17 protein-coding genes and 3 pseudogenes are annotated in these 23,556 nt (G+C 44.2%); 11 read left to right on the forward strand and 9 right to left on the reverse strand.

Going from position 1 to position 23,556, the window contains the following annotated elements:
* On the reverse strand, positions 1-658 hold a 658-nt coding region (gene fmt, locus B2Y23_RS05415), incomplete at its 3' end, for a methionyl-tRNA formyltransferase (protein ID WP_291369461.1).
* A gap of 429 nt (positions 659-1,087) precedes the next feature.
* On the opposite strand from fmt, the gene ilvD (B2Y23_RS05420) reads away from it, so the two are divergent.
* From ilvD (B2Y23_RS05420) to B2Y23_RS05435, 4 genes are all read left to right on the forward strand, one after another.
* Positions 1,088-2,917, forward strand: a complete 1,830-nt coding sequence (gene ilvD / locus B2Y23_RS05420; protein ID WP_291369463.1) for a dihydroxy-acid dehydratase — start codon at positions 1,088-1,090, stop codon at positions 2,915-2,917.
* 416 nt (positions 2,918-3,333) lie between these two features.
* Positions 3,334-5,019, forward strand: coding sequence for a dihydroxy-acid dehydratase (ilvD, locus tag B2Y23_RS05425; RefSeq protein WP_291369465.1), 1,686 nt, complete (start codon positions 3,334-3,336; stop codon positions 5,017-5,019).
* 69 nt (positions 5,020-5,088) lie between these two features.
* Complete coding sequence (locus tag B2Y23_RS05430; RefSeq protein ID WP_291369467.1) at positions 5,089-6,399, forward strand: hypothetical protein; 1,311 nt, start codon at positions 5,089-5,091, stop codon at positions 6,397-6,399.
* Positions 6,380-6,667, forward strand: coding sequence for a chorismate mutase (locus B2Y23_RS05435; protein ID WP_291369469.1), 288 nt, complete (start codon positions 6,380-6,382; stop codon positions 6,665-6,667). Before B2Y23_RS05430 ends, B2Y23_RS05435 begins: the two co-directional genes overlap by 20 nt.
* Before the next feature lie 80 nt (positions 6,668-6,747).
* Here B2Y23_RS05435 and B2Y23_RS05440 read toward each other — a convergent pair whose 3' ends face one another.
* Positions 6,748-7,209 (reverse strand): hypothetical protein, encoded by a 462-nt coding sequence (locus B2Y23_RS05440; RefSeq protein ID WP_291369471.1) that lies wholly within the window; start codon positions 7,207-7,209, stop codon positions 6,748-6,750.
* A gap of 533 nt (positions 7,210-7,742) precedes the next feature.
* Between B2Y23_RS05440 and B2Y23_RS05445 the strand changes: the two genes are divergently transcribed.
* Complete coding sequence (locus tag B2Y23_RS05445; protein WP_291369473.1) at positions 7,743-8,480, forward strand: sulfite exporter TauE/SafE family protein; 738 nt, start codon at positions 7,743-7,745, stop codon at positions 8,478-8,480.
* A gap of 32 nt (positions 8,481-8,512) precedes the next feature.
* On the opposite strand, the gene B2Y23_RS05450 is transcribed toward B2Y23_RS05445, so the two are convergent.
* The 4 genes from B2Y23_RS05450 to B2Y23_RS05465 form a co-directional block, all read right to left on the reverse strand.
* Entirely contained in the window at positions 8,513-9,415 is a 903-nt protein-coding gene (locus B2Y23_RS05450) for a LysR family transcriptional regulator (RefSeq protein ID WP_291369475.1), read from the reverse strand.
* A gap of 104 nt (positions 9,416-9,519) precedes the next feature.
* Positions 9,520-10,821, reverse strand: coding sequence for a solute carrier family 23 protein (locus B2Y23_RS05455; protein ID WP_291356339.1), 1,302 nt, complete (start codon positions 10,819-10,821; stop codon positions 9,520-9,522).
* A gap of 299 nt (positions 10,822-11,120) precedes the next feature.
* Positions 11,121-13,805 (reverse strand): phosphoenolpyruvate carboxylase, encoded by a 2,685-nt coding sequence (ppc, locus tag B2Y23_RS05460; protein WP_291369477.1) that lies wholly within the window; start codon positions 13,803-13,805, stop codon positions 11,121-11,123.
* Between the two features lie 148 nt (positions 13,806-13,953).
* Positions 13,954-14,577, reverse strand: a complete 624-nt coding sequence (locus B2Y23_RS05465) for a TetR/AcrR family transcriptional regulator (protein ID WP_291369479.1) — start codon at positions 14,575-14,577, stop codon at positions 13,954-13,956.
* Positions 14,578-14,723: 146 nt separating this feature from the next.
* On the opposite strand from B2Y23_RS05465, the gene B2Y23_RS05470 reads away from it, so the two are divergent.
* The 4 genes from B2Y23_RS05470 (at position 14,724) to dnaJ (ending at position 20,719) form a co-directional block, all read left to right on the forward strand.
* Positions 14,724-15,842 carry an efflux RND transporter periplasmic adaptor subunit gene (locus B2Y23_RS05470; protein ID WP_291369481.1) on the forward strand — a complete coding sequence of 373 codons (1,119 nt, stop codon included), beginning with the start codon at positions 14,724-14,726 and terminating at the stop codon, positions 15,840-15,842.
* Positions 15,839-18,988 (forward strand): efflux RND transporter permease subunit, encoded by a 3,150-nt coding sequence (locus tag B2Y23_RS05475; RefSeq protein ID WP_291369483.1) that lies wholly within the window; start codon positions 15,839-15,841, stop codon positions 18,986-18,988. Before B2Y23_RS05470 ends, B2Y23_RS05475 begins: the two co-directional genes overlap by 4 nt.
* Positions 18,989-19,121: 133 nt before the next feature.
* On the forward strand, positions 19,122-19,499 hold the full coding sequence (locus B2Y23_RS05480) for a hypothetical protein (protein ID WP_291369485.1): 378 nt from the start codon (positions 19,122-19,124) through the stop codon (positions 19,497-19,499).
* Positions 19,500-19,606: 107 nt separating this feature from the next.
* A complete protein-coding gene (dnaJ, locus tag B2Y23_RS05485; protein WP_086176573.1) occupies positions 19,607-20,719 on the forward strand; it encodes a molecular chaperone DnaJ in 1,113 nt (370 codons plus the stop codon).
* Positions 20,720-20,843: 124 nt separating this feature from the next.
* Here dnaJ and B2Y23_RS05490 read toward each other — a convergent pair.
* The 3 genes and pseudogenes from B2Y23_RS05490 to B2Y23_RS05500 all read right to left on the reverse strand — a co-directional run bounded on the left by B2Y23_RS05490 (position 20,844) and on the right by B2Y23_RS05500 (position 21,993).
* Positions 20,844-21,136, reverse strand: a pseudogene (locus B2Y23_RS05490) (helix-turn-helix domain-containing protein).
* Positions 21,120-21,389: pseudogene (locus B2Y23_RS05495) on the reverse strand (transcriptional regulator); the annotation flags it as partial. The pseudogenes B2Y23_RS05490 and B2Y23_RS05495, both read right to left, overlap by 17 nt.
* Before the next feature lie 34 nt (positions 21,390-21,423).
* Positions 21,424-21,993, reverse strand: coding sequence for a hypothetical protein (locus B2Y23_RS05500; protein ID WP_291369488.1), 570 nt, complete (start codon positions 21,991-21,993; stop codon positions 21,424-21,426).
* A 102-nt stretch (positions 21,994-22,095) separates the two neighbouring features.
* On the opposite strand from B2Y23_RS05500, the pseudogene B2Y23_RS05505 reads away from it, so the two are divergent.
* Positions 22,096-22,356: pseudogene (locus tag B2Y23_RS05505) on the forward strand (IS982 family transposase); the annotation flags it as partial.
* A 318-nt stretch (positions 22,357-22,674) separates the two neighbouring features.
* Positions 22,675-23,496, forward strand: a complete 822-nt coding sequence (dapB, locus tag B2Y23_RS05510; protein WP_291356350.1) for a 4-hydroxy-tetrahydrodipicolinate reductase — start codon at positions 22,675-22,677, stop codon at positions 23,494-23,496.
* The last annotated feature ends 60 nt before the right edge of the window (positions 23,497-23,556 follow it).

The following is a 23,556-nucleotide window of genomic DNA, read 5'->3' on the forward strand; positions in this document are numbered from 1 at the left end:
CAATTTCTGCTTCAGCTTTTGACAGTTTATGTGCATACACGGTTAAGGTTTCGTCTTGCACTTCACGTGTCGCTAAATAATGCTGTAATTTTTCTTCTGACTCTAAAACAGCAGCAATGGCTGTTGCACCCTGTTCAGCCAGTTTGTCATGTAAAGTTGCAGAAGTATCGTTTGCTTCAATAGGACAAAGGGTTTTATACATCATGTCGCCTGTATCCAAGCCAGCTGCCATTTTCATGATGGTCACGCCAGTCTCGGCATCGCCTGTGGCAATGGCACGCTGAATCGGAGCTGCACCGCGCCAGCGCGGCAACAGGGAACCATGAATGTTGAGACAGCCATATTTAGGGGTGTCTAAAACCACTTGCGGCAAAATCAAACCATAGGCGGCAACCACCATCACGTCGGCATTTAAGGCAGCCAGTTCTGCTTGCGCGGCCAAGCCTTCTTCAGTTGAAGATTTAAAGTGAAGTGGTTGGTAGACTGGAATATTATTTTCTAAAGCCAGCTGCTTTACTGCAGACGCTGTCAGTTTTTGTCCACGCCCAGCTTTGCGGTCCGGTTGAGTATAGACCGCAACAATGTCATGTTCGGTTTTAAGCAGTGCAGCCAATGCTGTGGCGGCAAATTCTGGGGTACCCGCAAAGATGATTTTCACACATGAAATTCCAAATAAACTTAACGTATTATAAGGCAAAAACTGAGTGAGACCTAAGGTCCTCTATAGGTAGTTATAAGCTGTTGAAACTCAGATATTTATCAGAAGATAATAACTAAAAAATCTGCTTTAAATCATAAAATTAATAAAATAAAGTAATGCAAAATTAAAAAATTATTCATGGAAGTTTTGTATTTAATTCACTGCTATGGCGTTATATTAGTTTTCAGTATCAGTTTATTTTATATGAATCATTGAAACATCAATAGATTTATCTCATAAAACAGCCTGCTTATCGGACTTTGCAAAACAGTAAGCTGTAGTAAGATAGATCTCTATTTCAACTGATTTAGCGTTATATATCAGTATCATTCAGCCAGATTGAATCCTAGAATTCATTTCGAGCACAAACTTTGTTGGAAATACACAATGCCTGACTATCGTTCAAAAACATCGACACACGGAAGAAATATGGCTGGCGCACGTGGCCTATGGCGTGCAACAGGTATGAAAGATGAAGATTTTGGTAAACCGATTATTGCGGTAGTCAACTCTTTCACCCAGTTTGTACCGGGTCACGTCCATTTGAAAGACTTAGGTCAGCTGGTGGCACGTCAAATTGAAGCGTCAGGCGGTGTAGCCAAAGAATTCAATACCATTGCTGTGGATGATGGCATCGCAATGGGTCATGACGGCATGCTGTATTCATTGCCTTCACGTGACCTGATTGCGGATTCAGTCGAGTACATGGTCAATGCCCATTGTGCCGATGCGATGGTGTGTATCTCGAACTGTGACAAGATCACCCCAGGCATGTTGATGGCATCTATGCGTCTGAACATTCCGGTAGTTTTTGTCTCTGGCGGTCCAATGGAAGCGGGTAAAGTTAAAATCCGCGGCAATGAAAAAGCCATTGACCTGGTCGATGCCATGATTGTTGCGGCAGATGACAGCTTCACCGATGAAGAAGTCGCTGAATACGAACGTTCAGCTTGCCCAACCTGTGGTTCATGTTCAGGTATGTTTACCGCGAACTCGATGAACTGTTTGACTGAAGCATTAGGTTTATCGCTTCCGGGCAATGGTTCAACGCTGGCAACACATGCCAACCGTAAAAAATTATTTGAAAAAGCTGGCCAATTGATTGTTGAATTGGCGAAGCGTCATTATGAGCAGGAAGATTACAGCATCTTGCCACGTTCAATCGCAACCAAAGCTGCGTTTGAAAATGCGATGACTTTAGACATTTCCATGGGTGGTTCGACCAATACGGTTCTGCATTTACTGGCAGCAGCACATGAAGCCGAAGTTGACTTTACCATGACCGACATCGACCGTTTGTCGCGTAATGTGCCGGTATTATGCAAAGTTGCGCCAGCGAAACAGGACATCCATATGGAAGATGTACACCGTGCCGGTGGCATCATGTCAATCTTGGGCGAGTTAGATCGCGCGGGCTTGCTGGATACTTCTGTTCCAACCGTCCATGAAAAAACTTTAAAAGATGCCTTGGACAAATGGGACATCATCCGTACTGAAGATGAAGAGGTGTATCAATTCTTCAAATCAGCGCCAGGCGGTGTACCAACGCAGACGGCATTCTCGCAAGACCGTTATTATGCACGCTTAGATGGCGACCGTGACAATGGCGTGATCCGTAATGCAGCCAATGCCTTCTCGCAAGACGGTGGTCTGGCTGTGCTTTACGGCAACATCGCGCTAGAAGGCTGTATCGTAAAAACAGCGGGTGTGGATGATTCAATCCTGAAATTCAACGGGACTGCACGTGTCTTTGAAAGCCAGGATGCTGCGGTTGAAGCGATTCTTGGCGGCAAAATCACTGCGGGTGATGTCGTGGTAATTCGCTATGAAGGTCCACGTGGTGGTCCGGGTATGCAGGAAATGCTGTATCCAACCAGTTACTTAAAATCGAAAGGTTTGGGTAAAGACTGCGCACTGTTAACTGATGGCCGTTTCTCTGGTGGTTCTTCAGGTCTTTCAATCGGTCACGTGTCGCCTGAAGCAGCTGAAGGTGGTGCAATTGGTCTGGTGGAAGATGGCGACCGTATCGAAATTGATATTCCAAACCGTACCATTCACCTGGCAGTGGATGATGCCACCATGGCAACGCGCCGTGAAGCACAAGAAGCCAAAGGTTGGCAGCCTGCCGAACAGCGTCCGCGTAAAGTGTCTAAAGCACTGAAAGCGTATGCGATGCATACCACCAGTGCTTCGAAAGGTGCGGTACGTGATATCTAATTTGTAATTTTATAGATTTAAAAAGCACTCCAAATGGAGTGCTTTTTTATTATTAGTATCAAAACATAAAAGCTCAGAAAAATGTTGATACGTAGAATGCGACAGGATGTCGCACGTTTGCCCGTATGGCAGGGATGCCATATCGGGTAAACAAAGGGATTTTGTTTACTTTTGGCCCATCAAAAGTAAAGTTTGCCTACACAACGAAAAGTAGATAATGCACGTAATAGTGGGGCTGTATGGAATCAACAGTTATTAGATTTGATCTGACCTTGACCACCTACTTTTTTTTGTGAATATCAAATGTCAGAAAATAGTTAATTGCTATATTGCACTGTTTTATTTCTATACAATAAATACAGAATAATTTGCCAAAGACTAAAGCTTAAAATCAGTCATCGCCCAGGAAGAAAATAATGAGTAAAGATAATATCCGCGAGCATTCCGCACCGGTGTATGAAGGTATTGAAAATGCACCGGCTCGTTACATGATGCGTGCCACAGGTTTTAAAGATGCCGATTTTGAACGTGCATTTATTGGAATTGCCTCGACTTGGGCCAATGTCACGCCTTGTAATATGCATATTGATGGACTGGCACGTGAAACCGAAAAAGGCGTAAATGCCGCAGGCGGTAAAGGCATTATTTTCAATACCATTACCATTTCTGATGGGATCTCAAATGGTACTGAGGGAATGAAATATTCCTTGGTGTCACGTGAAATTATTGCCGATTCGATTGAAGCCGTCGTCGGCTGTCAGGCCTATGATGGTGTGATTGCGATTGGCGGCTGTGACAAAAATATGCCGGGCTGCATCATGGGCTTGGCGCGTTTAAACCGTCCGGGTCTGTTTATTTACGGTGGAACCATCAAGCCAGGTGCTGGTCATACTGATATGATCTCTGTATTTGAAGCCGTCGGTCAGCATGCCAAAGGCGAGATTAACGAAATTCAGGTCAAGCAGATTGAAGAAGTCGCATTGCCGGGCCCGGGTTCCTGTGGCGGGATGTATACCGCCAATTCGATGGCCTCTGCGATTGAAGCACTCGGTATGAGCTTACCGGGTTCATCGGCTCAGGAAGCAGTGTCAGACGAAAAGCTGCTTGACTGTAACCGAGCGGGTGAGGCGGTAATGAACCTGCTACGTTTGGATATCAAACCGCGTGACATCATGACCAAGGCAGCATTTGAAAATTCCATTAAAGTGCTGATTGCACTCGGTGGCTCGACCAATGGCGTACTGCATTTATTGGCCATGGCTCATACTGCCGGCGTTGAACTCACTCTGGACGATTTTGTGCGGATTGGCAAAGACATTCCGGTGGTAGCCGATGTGCGTCCATCAGGGAAATATTTAATGTCTGAGCTGATTGCCATTGGCGGTATTCAGCCGCTGATGAAACGTATGCTGAACGCAGGCATGTTGGATGGTTCCTGCTTGACTGTGACCGGTAAAACGCTGGCGGAAAATCTGGCAGATGTAGAAGATTATCCAGAAGGTCAGCAAATCATTCTGCCATTTGATGCCCCAATTAAAAAAGACTCGCATCTGGTGGTATTAAAAGGCAACTTGTCACCGACCGGTGCAGTGGCAAAAATTACTGGTAAAGAAGGGCTATATTTTGAAGGGCCGGCACGCGTGTTTGAAGGTGAAATTGGTGCCATGCGCGGGATTCTGGATGGTGAGGTACAGGAAGGTGAAGTGGTGGTAATTCGTGGCGAAGGCCCTAAAGGTGGACCGGGGATGCCAGAGATGCAGAAAACCACTTCTGTCATTAATGGAAAAGGTTTAGGAAAGTCTGTTGCGCTGCTCACTGATGGGCGTTTTTCCGGCGGTAGTCATGGCTTTGTAATTGGTCACGTGACCCCGGAAGCCTATGAAGGTGGCCCGATTGGTCTGGTTAAAAATGGCGATAAAATTTCCATTAATGCTGAAACCCGTGAAATGACATTGCATATTTCCGATGAAGAGCTGGCAGCGCGTAAAGCGGCATGGGTTAAGCCTGAACCGAATTATCGTTACGGCGCTTTGGCGAAGTTTGCCAAATTGACTACAGGTGCTGAAAAAGGGGCAGTTACGGATCTAAATTTAGATGTATAATTGATCATTACCTAACAAATTGTTATAAACCCTTGTAGCACACAAGGGTTTTTTTTCGAGGCTGATCTCATGTCACTGTTACGCCGTTGGTTTGATCCACTCCGATCGCGTTGGTTTTACCAAAAGCCGACTCGTCAGGTGGTGTTATCTACGGAGCAGGGTTTAAGCATCCACTTACGTCTGGATGATGTCTATAGCTATCTGGCTGCACAGCAGTTACCTGAACTTGAAGAAATCTTAAGTGATGAGATCAAACCTCTAAAGGTGATTATTTCCAGTCGAACGGCAGAACCTCCGAACAACATGTCGAAAATGGAGTGGCAAAATTACTGCCTCAACGATGCCAAAATTCTATCCAAACAGCATCGCTTTAGTTTTCATGAAACCCCGGAACAACCGCCACTTGAAGCTATAGCACAAGCAGAAACGATTTTGCGCAATACGCCCTTACGCGGACAGGATTTCCTGTATTTACTTGAAGATGTATTCCACATGCTGTGGCAAAAACAGTATGGGAAATTACGTACCTTGCACGCTATGGCCAGCCGCCATCATCAAGCGCAAAACTTCCCGGAACGAATTTTTAACGATGCCGAAGTGCTGGCCAGTTATTTTGAATTTGGCGAAAGGAAGTATCATGCAGTAGATGATTTACTGCGCCTGACCCGCCGTTTAAAACAACAAAAATTGCTTACCGGCAATCCGATTTTCCTGATTAATCATATTGAATGGCGCGAGCATCTGATTTCTGACGCAGAAGAACTGAATGAAATTCAGGCGCTGGACCCGGAGCTGGATTTATATATTGCCCTGGAAGACCCGATCTCCTGGCTATTATTGGCTTATATTAAGGAAGAACTGGCCAATTTTTATAATATTCACCTCAATGTTTATCCGCTGTCTTATCATGGCCGCGATTTCTTTGACTGGGGGCTGGCCACCCGCCTTTCCAAACGGACGGAAGTGAAATTTACTCCATTCTGCCGTCCTACCCAGCAGGCCACTTTCGACATGGCACAACTGTTTTATAGCGTGCCTGAAGAGCAGCGGGTCGAAGCCATATACCGCATTTTGCAAGCGGTCTGGACCAAAGGCAAAGATCTTTCCTTTAAGTCACATTTTGATCAGATTAAGCGTGATCTAGAGATTAATGAACTGAGCACTGAAGATATCACTGCCAAATTGAAAGAAAATGACATACTCTGTGAAATGAAATCTCAACCAGATTTTCCAGTGCTTGAACTGCGCATTGACGGGCAAAGTTATGTATTTAATAGCTTGTACCGAGTCTGGATGATTGAGAGTATTTTTAGTAATGTTTTAGAAGACAAATATAAAAGTGAAAATGATGATATCAAAGATGAAGAAAGAGAAATGTGAGTCTTTAGAACAAGCCCGTGCAAAGATTGATGTCATTGACGCAGCGCTCATTGACATGATTGCGACCCGTCAATTTTATGTCGATCAGGCTGCGCGTTTTAAGCGTACTGTACAGGATGTGCAGTCACCTGAACGAGTAGAGCAGGTGATTCAGAAAGTGCGTGCACAAGCCCTAGATTTGGGCACCGATCCTGACTTGGTAGAGCATTTATATCGTGAAATGATCCAGCGTTTTATTCAACGTGAGTTAAAAGAGATTCGACCGTAATTTTCTTGCCTGTTATATCAAGTTAATTAGCAAAATAAAAAAGACACCTGAAAAGGTGTCTTTACCGGGCGGCTTATCGATTAAGCCAGTCGGTAATAAGTGTAGGTCACGCGGTCATTTTTATAAACGGCATGGCTGTTTTGGCGGAAATCAGAAACCCATTGACGACCGGTATACGCAGCAATATGGCCATAAATGTGTTTTTGAGTTCTATTGATAATATAAATATCGCCTTCTTTGGGATTATCAAAAGAGGGATTGATTTTTTTATAGCCAATCGTCTGGAGGGTATTTCCCCAATCCGCAGCTGCGACAGGGTGATTTAAAATCCGAGCGCCAGCAGACTGGAGTGCAATCCGGATGCTTCGAGCACATTTTTTAGTACTGGTCGCCGAGGAAATGCTATGTAACTTTTGCGTGAATTTACGCACATCGAGATAGGGAATACCTTTATTTTTGGAGTTTTTGGCGCCTGAACCTGCCTGATGTTTCTGGAAATTTTGGGAGATTACCGCAGTATTCTGATCCGCAGTATTAATCATATTGCTATGATGTCCATCATAAATCATTCTTAAATCTCTACCTTATCTTCAATTACTTTTAGAAAAAAATAGACAGCATTTTTCAGAACTAAAACCCGAATATTTTTTCTCTAACTCTCAATAGTGAAATGCTATATCATTACATAGCCTATTCATGCGAAGGGCGTACTTTAAAGAGGTTTTGTCTAAAAATCCACCCAATTTAGGCTAAAAAAAGATCAATTTTGAGTAAAAAAAGCACTAAAATTGTCAAAATCCGGGCAGAAAATGAACTTAAGATAGCTCATAAATCATACAGTTAAGCCAGACTTAATAATGTGTTATTAATTGATGGAATTTTTATGTAAACATGCAATTAATTGCTCAATTGTTAATCAAAAATTAACATTTTGTCATATTTGCAGTCCTTTTTTTAACATTTCTGCCCCCTCTAAAAGGCCTCAATTTATTCTTGAGGCTTACTCTGGAAAACAGTGATTTTTAAAGTGCTCAGAGTCGCCTATGATCAGCTTAAAATTTAACGGGTGCTCAATATGATTGGCTTTGTGATTGGGGTGTTTGCCATTGCAGGCATGATTAAAGGCACCATTGGACTGGGTTTGCCTGCGGTTTCCATGGGCTTGCTGACGATTTTTATCAGTCCCTTTCAAGCAGCCACCTTGTTGATCGTACCGTCAATGGTCACCAATTTCTGGCAACTGTTTGCCGAAGGGCATGTGCTGAAACTGGTTCGTCGCTTTTGGCCACTGTTGCTGGGCATTGTGGTCGGTTCTATCTGGAGTATTTTTCCAACCCTGGGACATGGCGAGTTTCAGAGTGAGGCGCTGCTCGGCGGAATGCTGGCCTTATATGGCTTGTACGGTCTATTTGCCAAGAACATGCCCAATCTGGCTGCATATGAAAAATGGTTGTCTCCGATGATGGGTTATCTGGGCGGGGCACTGACAGTCGCTACCGGTGTGGTCGTCATTCCTGTAGTGCCTTACTTGCAATCGCTGCATCTCAAACGGGATGATCTGGTGCAGTCGCTCGGTCTGGCCTTTACTATCTCCACGATTTGTCTGGCAGTATTTTTACATCAGAATCCGGTGGAAAATATTCCCATGGACTATAAGATGTCATTTATTGCCCTGCTTCCGGCCCTAGTGGGAATGTGGCTGGGAACCAAAATTCGCTATCGCATTCCTGAACAAAAATTTCGTAAAGTATTCTTTTGTGGCCTGGTCATTTTTGGCGGTTATATGGTACTGCATCAGTTTGGCCTGCTTTAAAGTTAGTATTAAAACAATCTGCCCCCGTGTTTTTAACTTAATAATCTGGATTTTTGTGAAACTAAAAACTGGCTGAAATGTTGATAAGTAACCGGCAAGGCATCAAAGTTTTTTGCTGCCAATAACAGCTTGCGATTGGCCCAGTCACCAGTCAGTTCAATTTGCTGAAAAGGATAAACCGACTTTAAACGATTAGCTGCACGTTTCGGCATAATGGCAATTCCGACGCCATTAGCAACCACCTGAGCAATCGCAGCAAAATTGGGTAAACGTAAACGGTACTGAATCGCACAGCCCAGTAATTTGGCTTGGGTTTCAATCGATTGCTGCAAGGAATGATATTGCATTAAACCGACAAAGGGATAATGCAGCACATCGGCTAATTGCAGGGTAGATTGCTGCTGCAGTTCATGATCTATGGGGCAAATCAGCACCAAAGGATCATCGGAAAACTCGAGGGTCTGTAACTTTTTTGAATTGAAAAAACCTGAAATCAAGCCGAGCTGGGCGTTGCCATTTTCCAGAGCCTGAATAATATCGTTACTTTCCGCTTCTTTTAAATCAATCTGGATATTGGGATTTTCAAGCAAATAAGAGGGTAAAAGCTGTGGAAGATACTCACTTTGAGCCGAGGAATTACACCACAGCGTCATTTCACTTTGTGCACCTGTAGCGAAGGGCAGCATCTGTTGTTGCAATTGTTGCGCTTGGTGAACCAGCATCTGCGCCTGCGTGGCAAACACCTGTCCGGCAAGGGTCAGTTTGACGCCGGAAGCATGCCGGGTAAATAAATGCACCGCAAACTGCTGTTCAATTTTTTTAATCCGTTCACTGGCGGCTTGCAGCGAAATGGCAGAGCGTTCTGCACCTTTGGTCAAGCTGCCCGTATCTACAATATTCAAGAAAAGTTGCAAATCAAAAAAGTCGAGACGCATCTGCTGAGTCTGTTCAGTGAAATTTAACTCATCATACTAAAATTTATTCAGCTTCAGACATAAAAAAAGCAGCCTGAAGGCTGCCTGAAAATTTGTCTTTATATTTATGATTTATCGCCCAGGCTAAAGAACCAGTTCAGGATGAGGGCTGCAAATGTAGCGGTGCCAATACCACCGAGGTTAAAGCTGCCGAATTGCAGGGCAAAGTCACCAGTACCTAAAATAATGGTCACCGCAGCCACCATCAGGTTTTTGTTTTTAGAGAAATCAACCTTGTTTTCAATCCAAATTTTGGCTCCGGCAATGGTAATTAAACCGAAGACCACAATCGAGGCACCGGTTAAAATCGCAGTCGGAATGGTGTGAATGATCGCACCAAATTTTGGTGAAAGTCCCAAGAAAACTGCAAAGATACCGGCAAAGACAAAAATGATGGTCGAATAGACACGTGTTACGGCCATCACGCCAATATTTTCACCATAGGTGGTCATGCCCGGAGCACCGACACCACCCGATAAAGTCGTTGCAAGACCATCGGCCACGAAGGCTTTGCCAATATGCGGATCAAGGTTTTCACCAGTCATGGCACCGACAGCTTTAATATGCCCCAAGTTTTCAGCCACTAAAATCAAGGCAATGGGTGCAATAATTAGCATGGCGTTGAAGTCAAAGACTGGAGAGTGGAAGGTTGGAATACCAAACCAATCGGCTTGCTGAATTGGCGCAAAATTAATTGGTGTGCCATGTCCCATCACATTGGAAACAATGTAATAGATCAGGTAAGCCAGTAATAAACCAATCAATAACAGCAGACGTTGCAGCAGGCCTTTGGTAAATACCGCAATCGAGCCCATGCACATTACGGTGACCAGTGACATCCACATATTAAAGTTATTACCCGCCACGCCTTTAACCGTCACCGGTGCCAAATTCAGGCCGATGATCATGACCACAGCGCCGGTCACTACAGGTGGCATGAGTTTTTCAATCCATTTGGTGCCGGTTGCCATCACAATAAAACCAAAAATGGCATAAAGCACACCACAGGCCATAATACCGCCAGCAGCCAAGGCCAGATTGGCATTGGGTGCACCTGTACCCGAAGCGGCATAACCCGTTGCCGCAATCACCACCCCAATAAAGGCAAAGCTGGACCCCAGATAACTCGGTACTCGACCTCCGGTCATCAGGAAAAATAGAATGGTACAGATCCCTGACATTAAAATGGCCAGATTCGGATCAAAACCCATCAGGAAAGGTGCAAGAACGGTCGCACCAAACATGGCAAAAGCATGTTGTACGCCCAAAACCACACTTTGTGCAGGCGGAAGGTATTCATTGGTACCTACAGGACGTGCATCGATACTGCCTTCGTACGGGCGCCATTTGGGAAACCAATTGGACATTTTTTGAGCACTCTAAAGATAAATTGTGCACATCATACGCTTCTTTTTTGGAAGATTTAATCATTGAAACAAAATTTTGTTCAAACTAATGCTATGACTTTTCAAACGTTTTTACCATATGGTAAAAATTTTACTATTTAAAAAATAATGCTAAATCAACAGCTAATCACTATGAAGATGTTTCAATTTATTCATAAGTATTTCTTATTTTAGTTATAAAAAATACCAGGAAACTTTTGACCATATGGTTAAAAAAAAGCACATTACGAAAATGTGCTTTTTCTGGGGAAAATCAGGACTTAACCGGTATTACGCAGTCCGGCAGCAATTCCTGCAATACTCACCATCAAGGCATGATCGACCGGGGTATGTTCGGCCTGACATTCGGCCAGATAGCGACGGCGGCGTTTCATCAGTTCGGCCTGCAATAAATGTAGCGGCAATAAATATGGTTTACGCACTTTCATGGACTGATCCAGTACTTCATTGCTACTGAGCAGTTTGGATTCGCCTTTTAGAGCCAACAAGGTCTGTACTGCATCTTTTAAGCGCTGACGCAGTTCGTTGCCGAGAACTTTTAAATCTTCATCATCGGTCAAATGTGATTCGTAATAGAGTGCCACATGACCATCGGCTTTAGACAGCACCATTTCCAGCATATCAATCAGGGTCTGGAAATAAGGCCATTGTTGCAGCATCTCATCCAGCAGCTGTTTTTGTCCCTGATCAAGCACCTGATTAATTGCAGCCCCGGTACCTAACCAGGCCGGAAGCATCAAACGGATTTGGGTCCAGGCAAATACCCAGGGAATGGCACGTAAAGATTCAATTCCCCCACTGACTTTACGTTTTGCCGGTCGTGAACCGAGTGGCAGCATTTGCAATTCAAGTTCCGGTGTAACCGTACGCAGGTATTTTACAAAATACGGATTTTCACGCACGGTTTGACGGTAGACCTGTACCGATAAATCGGTCATGGTATGCATCAATTGACGCCATTCATCTTTAGGCACTGGCGGGGGAAGCAAGGTGGCTTCTAAAGTAGCTGCGGTATAAATTTCCAGGTTTTGCAGGGCAATGCCTTCCAGACCAAACTTGAAGCGAATCATCTCGCCCTGTTCAGTCACGCGAATGGCACCGGAAATTGAGCCTGGCGGTTGTGAAAACAGCGCTTGCTGGGTCGGTGCGCCGCCCCGGCTGATCGAGCCGCCGCGACCATGGAATAAAGTCAGTTGTACAGCATGCTTTTGTGCAACCGCAGTCAGCTCTTCCTGTGCACGGTACTGCGCCCAGTTGGCCGACATAAATCCGGCATCTTTGGCAGAATCTGAATAGCCAATCATCACTTCATGTTTGCCCTGAATATGCTGTTTGTACCAATGCATATTGAACAGGGTATTCATGGTTGCGGCTGCGCCGTCCAGATCTTTCAGCGTTTCAAATAATGGCACGACTCGCAGCGGATGTTTGATGCCCGCTTCTTTTTGCAGCAGTAACACGGCCAAAACATCGCTCGGATATTCCGCCATGGAAATAATATACGCGCCCAGAGACTCGCTCGGCTGTTCAGCCAGCGTGCGCATGGTGGCAAAGACTTCTTGCACATCCGGATGTTCAATCAGGCTTTGTTTCGGCTCATTTAAATGTTTAGGCAATAACGGACGTTTGCTTTGTAATTCCTGTAGCAAGAAATTTTGGCGCGCCTGTTCAGTCCAGGTTTCAAAATTGCCTAATCCTAAATATTCGGTAATCGCGGAAATGGCCTGGCGATGCCGTCCGGATTCCTGACGGATATCCAGTTTCAGCAATTCAATGCCAAAGCAGTTGACGCGATGGATAAAATCAAGCAGTTTGCCATTGGCAATTTCAGGCAAGTTGCAGGCAATCAGTGAGCGGTAACACAGCAATAAAGGCTGTAATAATTCATCTTTACTTTTAATCACCAGACGCTCATCGGCATCTTGCCCATGCAGTTTTTGCGCCAGCCAGTGACGGGTGGCTTTGAGGCGTTCTCGGGTATCGCGCAGATATTCACGGTATGGTTCGGGATGCGACTGACCGAGTGCCTGCATCAGTTCATCGCTTGCATTTTGAATCGACAGTTCCCAGCGCAGGTCTTCAATATCGCGCAAGTATAAATCTGCTGCTTTCCAACGCGATAACCACAGTACTTCCTGGGTAATGTTATGCGTGACATTCGGGTTACCATCACGGTCACCGCCCATCCAGGAGGCAAAGCGAACCGGAGCAACATTTAAAGGTAAGCGTTGACCACAGTGCTCTTCAACCATTTCATCCAGTTCGCGGATGAATTTGGGAATGGCATTCCACAGCGTTTGTTCAATGGTGGTAAAGCCCCATTTGGCTTCATCGACTGGAGTGGGGCGGTGCTGGCGGATCTCATCGGTCTGCCATGCAGAACAAATCAGCTGTTTCAGTTCTTCTAATACGGTTTTGCGCTCACGTGGGGTCAGTTTTTGCTGATCGGCCTTAAACAGGCAATCATTAATATCATCATATTTTTGAATTAAGGTACGACGGCTCACTTCGGTTGGATGTGCAGTCAACACCAGTTCAATATTCAGCTCACAGATTTGCTTGAATAAGGTATCGGCTGAAATTTCGTGATCTTTAAACTTTTGGAACAGGTGATCGAGCGGATTGGGAGACGGTGCATTCTCATCAAATTCGCTTTGACGGCGGCTGCGTACCACATTGTACTGTTCAGCAATATTGGCAAAGTTCAGAAAGTGGGTAAATGCACGGGTCAGTGGAAGAATTTCTTCATCTTCCAGGCTTAAAAAAAGTTGTTCAAGCTGTTTTTCTGCTTCCACTTGACCATCACGCGCCCCTTTAGACAGGGCACGAATCTGTTCGACCTGATTAAACAAATCTTGTCCTGCATGTTCCTTGAGGGTTTCTCCCAGTAGGTTCCCAAGTAAGCGTACGTCCTCACGCAGTGGAGCATCAATTTGTTGAATCATTTTTTTCATTCTCCTAGGCTTCTCTTTTGAATATACCCCGATTCAATGACATTCCAAGTAGGGGGCAGACAAAAGTCGGTAATCTTTTGCTGCTAAAACTAGCAATTCATCTACCGTTACAGCGCTTAGGAAAATACAACAGTGGGCTTTAAGGCTTTTTTTGATATTTCAGCATAAAGATTTCAATGCTGTTCAAGAGAATCTGCTGTTTGTCTTCGGCCGTAGGCACTTCGCGAACCCCAAGCAGCACTTCATGATGGCGCATGCCAAACAATAACGACACGATCAGCAGGGTCAGTGTTCTTAATTCCTCAGCTTGAATAAAACCTAGATCAATCGCCTGTTGAAAGAAGTTTTCCCAAACTGCATTCATGCGCAGATGTGAAGCTTCATAAAATTTTTGTGCCAGTGGATTTTGTTCTGCTGCCAGTTCGATTAATAACCGTTCCAGTTTGATGGCTTCAGGTAAATTGCTGATATTCAGCGCCAGCTCGCAGGCATGTACGAAGGCATGATGAAAATCACTGTTTGGCTGCAAATTGAACGGGCGAGCATTGATCAGTTCATCGCAGGTGGCGGCAATCGCGCAGGCAAACAAGTTGGCTTTGTCCTGAAAGTGATTGTATACCGTCAGTTTGGTCACACCGGCTTCTTGCGCAATCTGGTTCATGCTGGAACCCTGATAACCACATTTCAAAAATAAGCTTTTTGCCGCATTTAAAATACGCTGTTTTTTTTCTAAGTCCTTGGGACGGCCCACATTTATTTGCACAATTTTTTCCAAAAAAATGAAAAAGGTCATTGTATTGACCTGATTATTATAATTACTGTACCAGTCAGTATATTAATTAAAAAATGATCAATTTAAGATATTGCTTATTTTGCCCTAAAAAACATTTTGAGATAAGAGCGAACTTCATGAGCACAGTAAAGATTGCAGTAAAAACCGCCCTTGCCAGCATGATGATTATTTGCAGTGTGACTTTATTGGGGTGCAGCACGGATGCAACCGAAACAGAACAAGTCCCCTTTGTGATGGTCACTCAGCCCAACAGTACCCACAATGAGCAGAAAAGTTACGCTGGAGATGTGCAGGCGCGTCAGCAAACAGCATTGGCCTTTCGGGTGGGTGGACAAATTACCGAACGTTATGTCGATGTAGGCGATCAGGTCAAAGTGGGGCAAGTGCTGGCAAAACTGGATGTTAAAGATGCACAGCTGCAACTCAATGCCGCAAAAGCTCAACTGGAAAGTGCCCAATCGGCAGCAAAAATTGCCGCAGATGAACAGCAGCGCTTTAAGCAGTTACTGCCGATGAATGCGGTGAGCCGCTCACAATATGATGCTGTGGATAATCAGTATAAATCGGCGCTGTCGGCACTGAAACAGGCGCAATCCAATTATGAAGTCACTCGTAACCAGACTAGCTATAACCAGCTGATTGCCAATAAAAATGGCGTGATTACGGCACGTAATATTGAAGTCGGGCAGGTGGTTGCAGCAGGGCAGGCCGCTTATCAGATGGCGATTGCGGGTGATCGTGAAGTGGTGATTGGAGTGCCGGAACAGGCCATTTCAGAGATTAAAGTCGGTCAGGCGGCATGGGTGACCTTGTGGTCTATAGCTGAAGATAAATTTGCCGGCTATGTACGTGAAATTTCTCCGGCAGCCGATCAGTCGCGGACCTTTAGTGTCAAGGTGGCTTTACGGGAAGGCAACGCTGCCATCCAGCTGGGACAAAGTGCCCGGGTATTTTTTAACCATACACAAAACAATGTTTTGAGTGTGCCTTTGTCCAGTGTTTCGGCCAATGGTCAGCAGGCCTATGTCTGGGTGGTAAAACCGGATCAAACCATTCATAAAGTAGCGGTGACTTTAGGTGCTTACGGTCGTGACAGCGTGCCGGTCTTGTCCGGTTTGCAGGCAGATGATTATGTGGTGATTGGCGGCGTGCATTTATTGCGTGAAAAACAAAAAATTCAGCCGATTGACCGGGAAAATCGTGCCGTGAAAATTCAGCCAGGAGCTGCATCATGAATTTAGGCAGCAACTTTAACCTGTCGGAATGGGCACTGAAAAATAAAGGCCTGATCCTTTATTTCATGCTGCTGTTAGGTATTGTCGGGATTATTTCCTATTCCAAACTGGCACAAAGTGAAGATCCACCTTTTACCTTTAAGGTGATGGTGATTCAGACTTATTGGCCGGGAGCAACCGCGCAAGAAGTGTCCTTGCAGGTGACCGATCGCATTGAAAAAGAATTGATGAGCACCGGCAACTACGAACGCATCATGGCCTATTCGCGTCCCGGCGAATCACTGGTGACGTTTGTTGCCAAAGATTCGCTGCGCTCCAGTCAAATTCCAGATGTGTGGTATCAGGTGCGTAAAAAAGTGGGGGATATCAAACAGCAACTGCCGAATGGTGTGCAAGGCCCTTTCTTTAACGATGAATTTGGCGATACCTTCGGAAATATCTATGTCCTGACCGGCAAAGGTTATGATTATGCTGTATTGAAGGAATATGCTGACCGTTTGCAGTTACAGTTACAGCGCGTCAAGGACGTTGCGAAAGTCAATCTGGTGGGGCTGCAAGACCAGAAAATCTGGATTGAGCTGTCCAATACCAAGGCGGCACAACTGGGCATTCCGGTCACCGCCATTCAGCAGGCACTCCAACAACAAAATACTGTGGCCAGTGCTGGCTTCTTTGAAACAGGCACCGACCGTATTCAGATGCGCGTTAGCGGCCAGCTGCAAAGTGTCGATGAACTCAAGCAAATGCCGCTGCTGGTGGCAGGCAAAACCATTCAGCTGGGTGATGTGGCCGAGGTCTATCGTGGCTTTAGCGAGCCGGCCCAGCCTCGGATGCGTTTTATGGGTGAAAACGGTATCGGCATTGCCGTATCCATGCGTAAAGGTGGAGACATTCTGGCTTTAGGTAAAAATCTGGAAACTGAATTTGCCCATTTGCAAAAGTCATTGCCCTTGGGCATGGAACTGAAAAAAGTTTCTGATCAACCGGTTGCCGTAAAGCGCAGCGTAAATGAATTCATGCAAGTGCTGGCAGAAGCAGTGATTATCGTGCTATTGGTCAGTTTCTTCTCACTGGGTTTTCGTACCGGACTGGTGGTGGCATTTTCCATCCCACTGGTTTTAGCGATGACCTTTGCTGGCATGAACCTGTTTGATGTCGGATTGCATAAAATTTCCCTGGGTGCCTTGATTCTGGCACTGGGTTTATTGGTCGATGATGCCATTATCGCCATCGAGATGATGGCCATCAAAATGGAGCAGGGCTATAGCCGGCTAGAAGCCGCAGGTTTTGCCTGGAAAACCACAGCTTTTCCAATGCTGACCGGAACCTTGATTACTGCCGCCGGCTTTTTACCGATTGCCACTGCCGCATCCAGTACCGGTGAATATACCCGTTCCATTTTCCAGGTAGTGACGATTGCTCTGGTGGTGTCCTGGGTTGCTGCGGTACTGTTTGTACCGTATCTGGGTGATAAGTTGCTGCCAGATTTCAATAAAGACCTGATTCAAAAAGCACCGTGGTACCAGCGCTTATGGGCCCGTTTGCGCAAGCAGCCAGAGCCTCAGCCGGTCGTGCATCATGCCGGTGAACATCATGATCCTTATCAAACCAGGTTTTATCAAAACTTTAGAGCTTGGGTGAGTAAATGTATTACTTACCGTAAAACCGTGATTGCCACTACAGTAGGTATTTTTGTGTTGTCGGTGTTGATGTTTAAACTGGTGCCACAGCAGTTCTTCCCGCCGTCCAACCGTGCTGAGATTCTGGTGGATTTAAAACTGGAAGAAGGTGCGTCACTGACCTCAACAGAGAATGCAGTGAAGAAAGTGGAGAAATTCCTGTCCACGCAGGAGGGCATCGACAACTATGTGGCTTATGTTGGCACAGGTTCCACCCGTTTTTATTTGCCGCTGGATCAGCAGTTGCCACAAGCCAGTTTTGCCCAGTTTGTGGTCTTGGCTTCATCCCTGGATGACCGCGATGAAATCCGTAAATCCCTGGATCAGGAAATTCGTAAACTGCTGCCGGATGTGCGTACCCGGGTATCGCTGTTGGAAAATGGCCCGCCTGTCGGTTATCCATTACAGTACCGCGTTTCTGGTGAAGACCTGAATCTGGTGCGTCAATGGGCGCATAAAGTGTCTGCGGTCATTGCAGATAATCCCAATACCACCAATGTCCATCTGGACTGGGGCGAGCCAAGCAAGGTCATTCAGCTGAATATTGATCAGGACCGCGCGCGTCAGATGGGCGTGTCGACCTTAGATTTATCGCAATTCCTGAACAGCTCTATCAGTGGTGCAGTAATTAACCAGTATCGTGAAAAACGTGAATTGATTGACATCCGCTTGCGTGGTGATCAGAACGAACGGATTAGTGTGGAATCATTGTCCAGTCTGGCCGTACCCACTGCCAATGGGGGCTCAGTGCCATTGGCGCAAATAGCCAAAATTGAATATAAATTTGAAGATGGCCTGATTTGGCATCGTAACCGTTTGCCGACCATTACCGTGCGTGCCGATATTCGCACCAACTTGCAACCGGCTACGGTAGTGAATGAACTGGCCGATAAAATGGATCAGCTGCGTGCCGAACTGCCAAGCGGTTATCTGATTGAAGTGGGCGGTACAGTAGAAGAGTCGGCACGTGGACAAAACTCGGTCAATGCCGGTATGCCATTTTTCCTGGCGGTGGTGATGACCTTGCTGATGATTCAGCTCAAGAGTATGTCACGCGCGTTTATTGTGTTTTTGACTGCGCCTTTAGGCTTGATCGGGGTAGTGCTGTTTCTGTTATTGCTGAATAAACCCTTTGGTTTTGTGGCAATGCTGGGAACCATTGCACTATCGGGCATGATTATGCGTAATTCTTTAATTTTGATTGACCAGATTGAACAGGACATTCAGGCTGGACATGATCCCTGGAATGCCATTATTGATGCCACCGTGCGTCGTTGCCGTCCGATTGTGCTTACAGCGCTGGCCGCAGTACTGGCGATGATTCCTTTATCACGCAGTATTTTCTTTGGTCCAATGGCCGTTGCCATTATGGGCGGCTTGATTGTGGCGACCCTGCTCACCTTGTTCTTTTTACCTGCATTGTATGCACAATGGTTTAAAGTGAAAAAAAATAGCCAAACGGAGTAACTTTTTGACAATAATCAGGTGCGAAATATTGAAAAGTTCAATATAGTAGCACCTAATATTTGTATACATTTCTATAAAGCAATTTACTGCATATTAAAAATCTAAACATGTGGTAAATGGGGTTAAAACGCACATGAAGCAAGACAACTTAAGCCGACTTCGCCGTTCTATTGCGATTTCCTATGTCTTGATGTTTTTGGCCTTATTTACTGTGATTAGTGGCATATTTGCTTACTGGTTTGCGCGCAAAGTCACACAGGTGGATGAAGCAGAGGTCTGGCTTCAGGCTCAAGCGCTCTGGATCATGCGTAATATTGTCATTTATATGATTTTGGTGTGTTTTGCAGCACTGTGGTTTATTCCACTGATTTTCTTTTATTGGGATAGCGCAATTTGGGTCAAAGGCTGTACCGTTGCAGGCGTGGTTTTTGCTATGATTGCCTTTTTATTCCTGTTGAATGCCTGGCTGAAAGGGATTTCCCGATTTTTCAAAAATAAAGCCGTTTTCTAAGCTGGATAAATTTTTTTCCCATCGTCCCCTTGTAAAATTTGTTTTCATCCCCAATTTCACTCCACAGTTAAGTATTAAATAAAATTCCGTGAGGAGCATCGCCAGACATGGCTAAACGTGATTATTATGAGGTTTTGGGCGTCGCTAAAACCGCTAGTGATGATGAAATTAAAAAAGCCTACCGTAAGTTGGCGATGAAATATCATCCAGACCGTAACCCGGACAACCCTGAAGCTGAAGAAAAATTCAAAGAAGCTGCTGAAGCTTATGAAATTTTATCCGACAGCGAAAAACGCAGCATGTATGACCGTATGGGGCATAACGCCTTTGAAGGCGGCATGGGCGGTGGTGGCTTCGGTGGCGGTTTCAGCGCAGAAGATATTTTCAGTCAGTTTGGCGACATCTTTGGTGGTGCGTTTGGTGGCGGTGGTGGCCGTGGTCAGCAACGTGCACGTCGCGGATCAGACCTGCGCTACGTTATTGAATTAACGCTTGAAGAAGCGGTTAAGGGCGTGAAAAAAACCATTACCTTTACTGCACCGGCACCTTGTGAAGCCTGTGATGGTAAAGGTTCTAAAAATCCGAATGATGTTGAAACCTGTAAAACCTGTCATGGTGCAGGTCAAGTGCGTATGCAACAAGGTTTCTTCTCTGTTCAGCAAACTTGTAGCACCTGTCGCGGTCAAGGTAAAATCATCAAGAACCCATGTAACACTTGTCATGGTTCAGGTGTAAAAGATCGTCAGCAAACGCTTGAAGTCACTATTCCTGCAGGGGTGGACAATGGCGACCGCGTACGTTTAAGCGGTAAGGGTGAAGCGATTCGTGATGGTCAGTCCGGTGACTTATACGTAGAAGTGGTCGTGCGTGAGCATGAAATCTTCCAGCGCGACGGTGCAGACCTGTATATGGATGTACCAGTCAGCATTGCTGATGCTGCATTGGGTAAAGAAATCCAGATTCCAACTCTGGATGGCCGTGTCAGCCTGAAAATTCCTGAGGGAACTCAAACCGGCAAGATGTTCCGCTTGCGTGGTAAAGGGGTTAAACCGGTACGTACCAGCATGCAAGGCGATTTACTCTGCCGCGTAGTGGTCGAAACACCAGTGAATTTGACTGCTCGTCAACGTGAGTTGTTAAAAGAGTTGCAAGAAACGATGGATGGTGATGACAATAAATCATCTCCAAAGAAAAAGTCTTTCTTCGGTCTGTTTGATTAATTCTAGATGTCATTAAAAAAGGGATGCATATGCATCCCTTTTTTAATTATTTTAATTGGTGAATAACACAAAAATGGGAGTTTATGGCTCCGATTTTTAATAATAATTTCAACTAGATAAGAGCTTATCTGACGAAAGAAGGATTTTTGATAAACAGTTTAATTAAAGATTGTGCTGCTTTAGATGGTTTACGCACACTTTGTTCCCAGCTTTCTAAAGTACGTACAGATACGCCTAATGTTTCAGCGAATTGACGCTGACTTAGCTCTGATTTCTGGCGTGCTAAAGCTACATCTGTTTGCGTAATGGTGTGTGTTTTTACTGGGGCATTTGAAAGCATTTATCTACCGCCATAAGCAACTCAGCACCAATATCTCGTTCAGCATCACGTCTTTCAATATCATTTAAGTGACTCATTTAATTTCTCCACTAAGGCACGTAGTACTTTTTTATCGAGTTGATCCACAGCAAATTCTCCGTAAATGGTTAGTAGCCATATCTGCCCGTTAGCTAAACGGTTGTAATAAATTACTCATACACCACCGCTTTTACCTGTTTTGCCAGATCCCCAACGAACTTTACGTATCCCACCTGAATTAGGTTCTACATCACCAGCTTCAGGATTCGATGCAAGGAAAATTTTAAACTCGTTGTACTCTTTTTCTGTCCAAAGGAATCATTGGCTTAAACAGGATTGGGGGTACTTAGTAATTTATAGCTTTGTGTTTTTGAGCTTGCATTTTTAATTGTTCCTCATAGGTTGTAGATGCATTGAATATAGAAGGAAGTGAACAATACTCTCTATAGGTAATTTTTTTATCCTTTTTATATTCTGATAAGTATGCTTGAACAGGAGGAACAGAGGACGATGCTTTACTAATATCATTTATATTTTGATAATCTTGTACGTTAATTTCCTGATCTAACCAATATTTTAAATTATCTTCATAATTTTCATAACTAAAATTACTAAAGTCTTCACACCACGTACTTATACTATACATGTCCATAGTAAGCTGTATCATATTAGAATTATTCCTATAATCATCAATGCCATTCTCAATATCACCATCTCTATATCGCTGATTATAATATTCTTTTACTTTATGGTAGCTATTAAGATTGTTGGGTACCATAACTCTATAGGAGTTATATATGGTCTGTATTTCTGTATTTCTCTTTTTATTTTGATACTCATATATTCCATATCCTATAGCCACAATAACTAATATAGATAATAGTATTGATACTATAATTTTACTTAACTTAGACATTTAAATAATTATTCCTATTAGTATGAATTAATAACACTCTTTGTATCACTATATATACTGTTTTTTTAAGATTAGTACTTTATTTTAACCCTAATCGTGGATAAGCAATTGAGTAGTGATTTGGTTACCTATCATCGAAAGAACATGAAATCGGTTCAACCTTCTGTATCAGATGTATATCACTTAAAACAGGGCAATAAAATAGAAAACTTATTTAGCCTATTGAAAGGGCAATACAATTTAGTGACGAGTAAAGCTCGGAGTATTCTGGGCTTCTTAAGTGGCATTTATGCATTGTTATGTGCATATCAATTGTGTCATCGAAATAAGTCAATAATTCAGATTAAGGAATCATTGGCTTAAACAGGATTGGAGTTATATTATTGAGTTTCTCTAAAATTAACATAATACACGTTATACGAAATTATTTAAATTACTTGATTTAAATCAATATCTTATGCTTATATTGAAAGCCCAATCAACTCAGATTCAATTCATATCTAAAATTGACTATCTGGCATTATTCCAAAAAGTCTGCATGAGCTTATTTCTCAGTTTTTTTATCAAGATCAGTGATTTTGCTATTTAGGTATTTTCATTGATTTTATGCAATCAATCTTAGTGTTATTACAGAGTTTTGATATAGTAAGAACAATTTAGAATCAACATTAGGAATATGTTATGTCAGCAGCTCCACGCATTGGTGTATTGGGTGCAGGCGGTCGTATGGGACGCATCCTTATTCAGGCAGTGAAAGAAGCAGGTTATCAACTTGCAGCAGCAGTTGAACGCCCTGAAAGCAGCCTGATTGGTGCAGATGCCGGTGAGATCGCTGGTATTGGTGCTGTTGGCATTAAGGTTGTAGGTAATCTGCAAGACGTATTAAAAGACTGTGATGTGGTGATTGATTTCACAGCGCCTGTTGCGAGTGTACAGCATTTAAAATTGTGCCGTGAAGCAGGGGTGGCCATTGTGATTGGTACCACAGGCATGAATGATGAACAAAAAGCATTTTTAGATGAAAGTGCAACGCAAACGCCTGTGGTCTATGCAGCAAACTATTCTGTTGGGGTAAATGTTTCAATTAAACTGTTGGAACTTGCTTCTAAAGTATTTGGTGATACAGTCGATATTGAAGTGATTGAAGCGCATCACCGTCATAAAGTCGATGCACCATCAGGTACAGCATTAATGATGGGTGAAGCAATTGCCGGTGCTTTAGGTCGCGATCTTAAAGAAGATGCCGTGTATTGCCGTGAAGGGCATACCGGTCCGCGTGAGCGTAAAAGCATTGGTTTCCAAACCATTCGTGGTGGTGACATCGTGGGTGAACATACTGCAATGTTTATTGCTGATGGTGAACGTGTTGAAATTACCCATAAAGCAACTAATCGCATGAACTTCGCTTCAGGTGCGGTACGTGCAGCTGCTTGGGTAGTGGGTCGCGAAGCACGTAAATATGATATGAAAGATGTACTTGGTTTTAACGATATTAAAGTATAAAAAATCGTTAAAATCATTTATAACAATACATAGCAAAATTAAAATAAGAAGCACAATGGA

The sequence above is a fragment of the Acinetobacter sp. UBA5934 genome (assembly GCF_002430855.1).
Classification (GTDB): Bacteria; Pseudomonadota; Gammaproteobacteria; order Pseudomonadales; family Moraxellaceae; genus Acinetobacter.

What these genes read in the sequence shown, in the direction of transcription:
- ilvD (WP_291369463.1), top strand. Translation starts at nt 1,088, where the DNA reads ATGCCTGACTATCGTTCAAAAACATCGACACACGGAAGAAATATGGCT.
- ilvD (WP_291369465.1), top strand. Translation starts at nt 3,334, where the DNA reads ATGAGTAAAGATAATATCCGCGAGCATTCCGCACCGGTGTATGAAGGT.
- B2Y23_RS05430 (WP_291369467.1), top strand. Translation starts at nt 5,089, where the DNA reads ATGTCACTGTTACGCCGTTGGTTTGATCCACTCCGATCGCGTTGGTTT.
- B2Y23_RS05435 (WP_291369469.1), top strand. Translation starts at nt 6,380, where the DNA reads ATGAAGAAAGAGAAATGTGAGTCTTTAGAACAAGCCCGTGCAAAGATT.
- B2Y23_RS05440 (WP_291369471.1), bottom strand. Translation starts at nt 7,209, where the DNA reads ATGATTAATACTGCGGATCAGAATACTGCGGTAATCTCCCAAAATTTC.
- B2Y23_RS05445 (WP_291369473.1), top strand. Translation starts at nt 7,743, where the DNA reads ATGATTGGCTTTGTGATTGGGGTGTTTGCCATTGCAGGCATGATTAAA.
- B2Y23_RS05450 (WP_291369475.1), bottom strand. Translation starts at nt 9,415, where the DNA reads ATGCGTCTCGACTTTTTTGATTTGCAACTTTTCTTGAATATTGTAGAT.
- B2Y23_RS05455 (WP_291356339.1), bottom strand. Translation starts at nt 10,821, where the DNA reads ATGTCCAATTGGTTTCCCAAATGGCGCCCGTACGAAGGCAGTATCGAT.
- ppc (WP_291369477.1), bottom strand. Translation starts at nt 13,805, where the DNA reads ATGATTCAACAAATTGATGCTCCACTGCGTGAGGACGTACGCTTACTT.
- B2Y23_RS05470 (WP_291369481.1), top strand. Translation starts at nt 14,724, where the DNA reads ATGAGCACAGTAAAGATTGCAGTAAAAACCGCCCTTGCCAGCATGATG.
- B2Y23_RS05475 (WP_291369483.1), top strand. Translation starts at nt 15,839, where the DNA reads ATGAATTTAGGCAGCAACTTTAACCTGTCGGAATGGGCACTGAAAAAT.
- B2Y23_RS05480 (WP_291369485.1), top strand. Translation starts at nt 19,122, where the DNA reads ATGAAGCAAGACAACTTAAGCCGACTTCGCCGTTCTATTGCGATTTCC.
- dnaJ (WP_086176573.1), top strand. Translation starts at nt 19,607, where the DNA reads ATGGCTAAACGTGATTATTATGAGGTTTTGGGCGTCGCTAAAACCGCT.
- B2Y23_RS05500 (WP_291369488.1), bottom strand. Translation starts at nt 21,993, where the DNA reads ATGTCTAAGTTAAGTAAAATTATAGTATCAATACTATTATCTATATTA.
- dapB (WP_291356350.1), top strand. Translation starts at nt 22,675, where the DNA reads ATGTCAGCAGCTCCACGCATTGGTGTATTGGGTGCAGGCGGTCGTATG.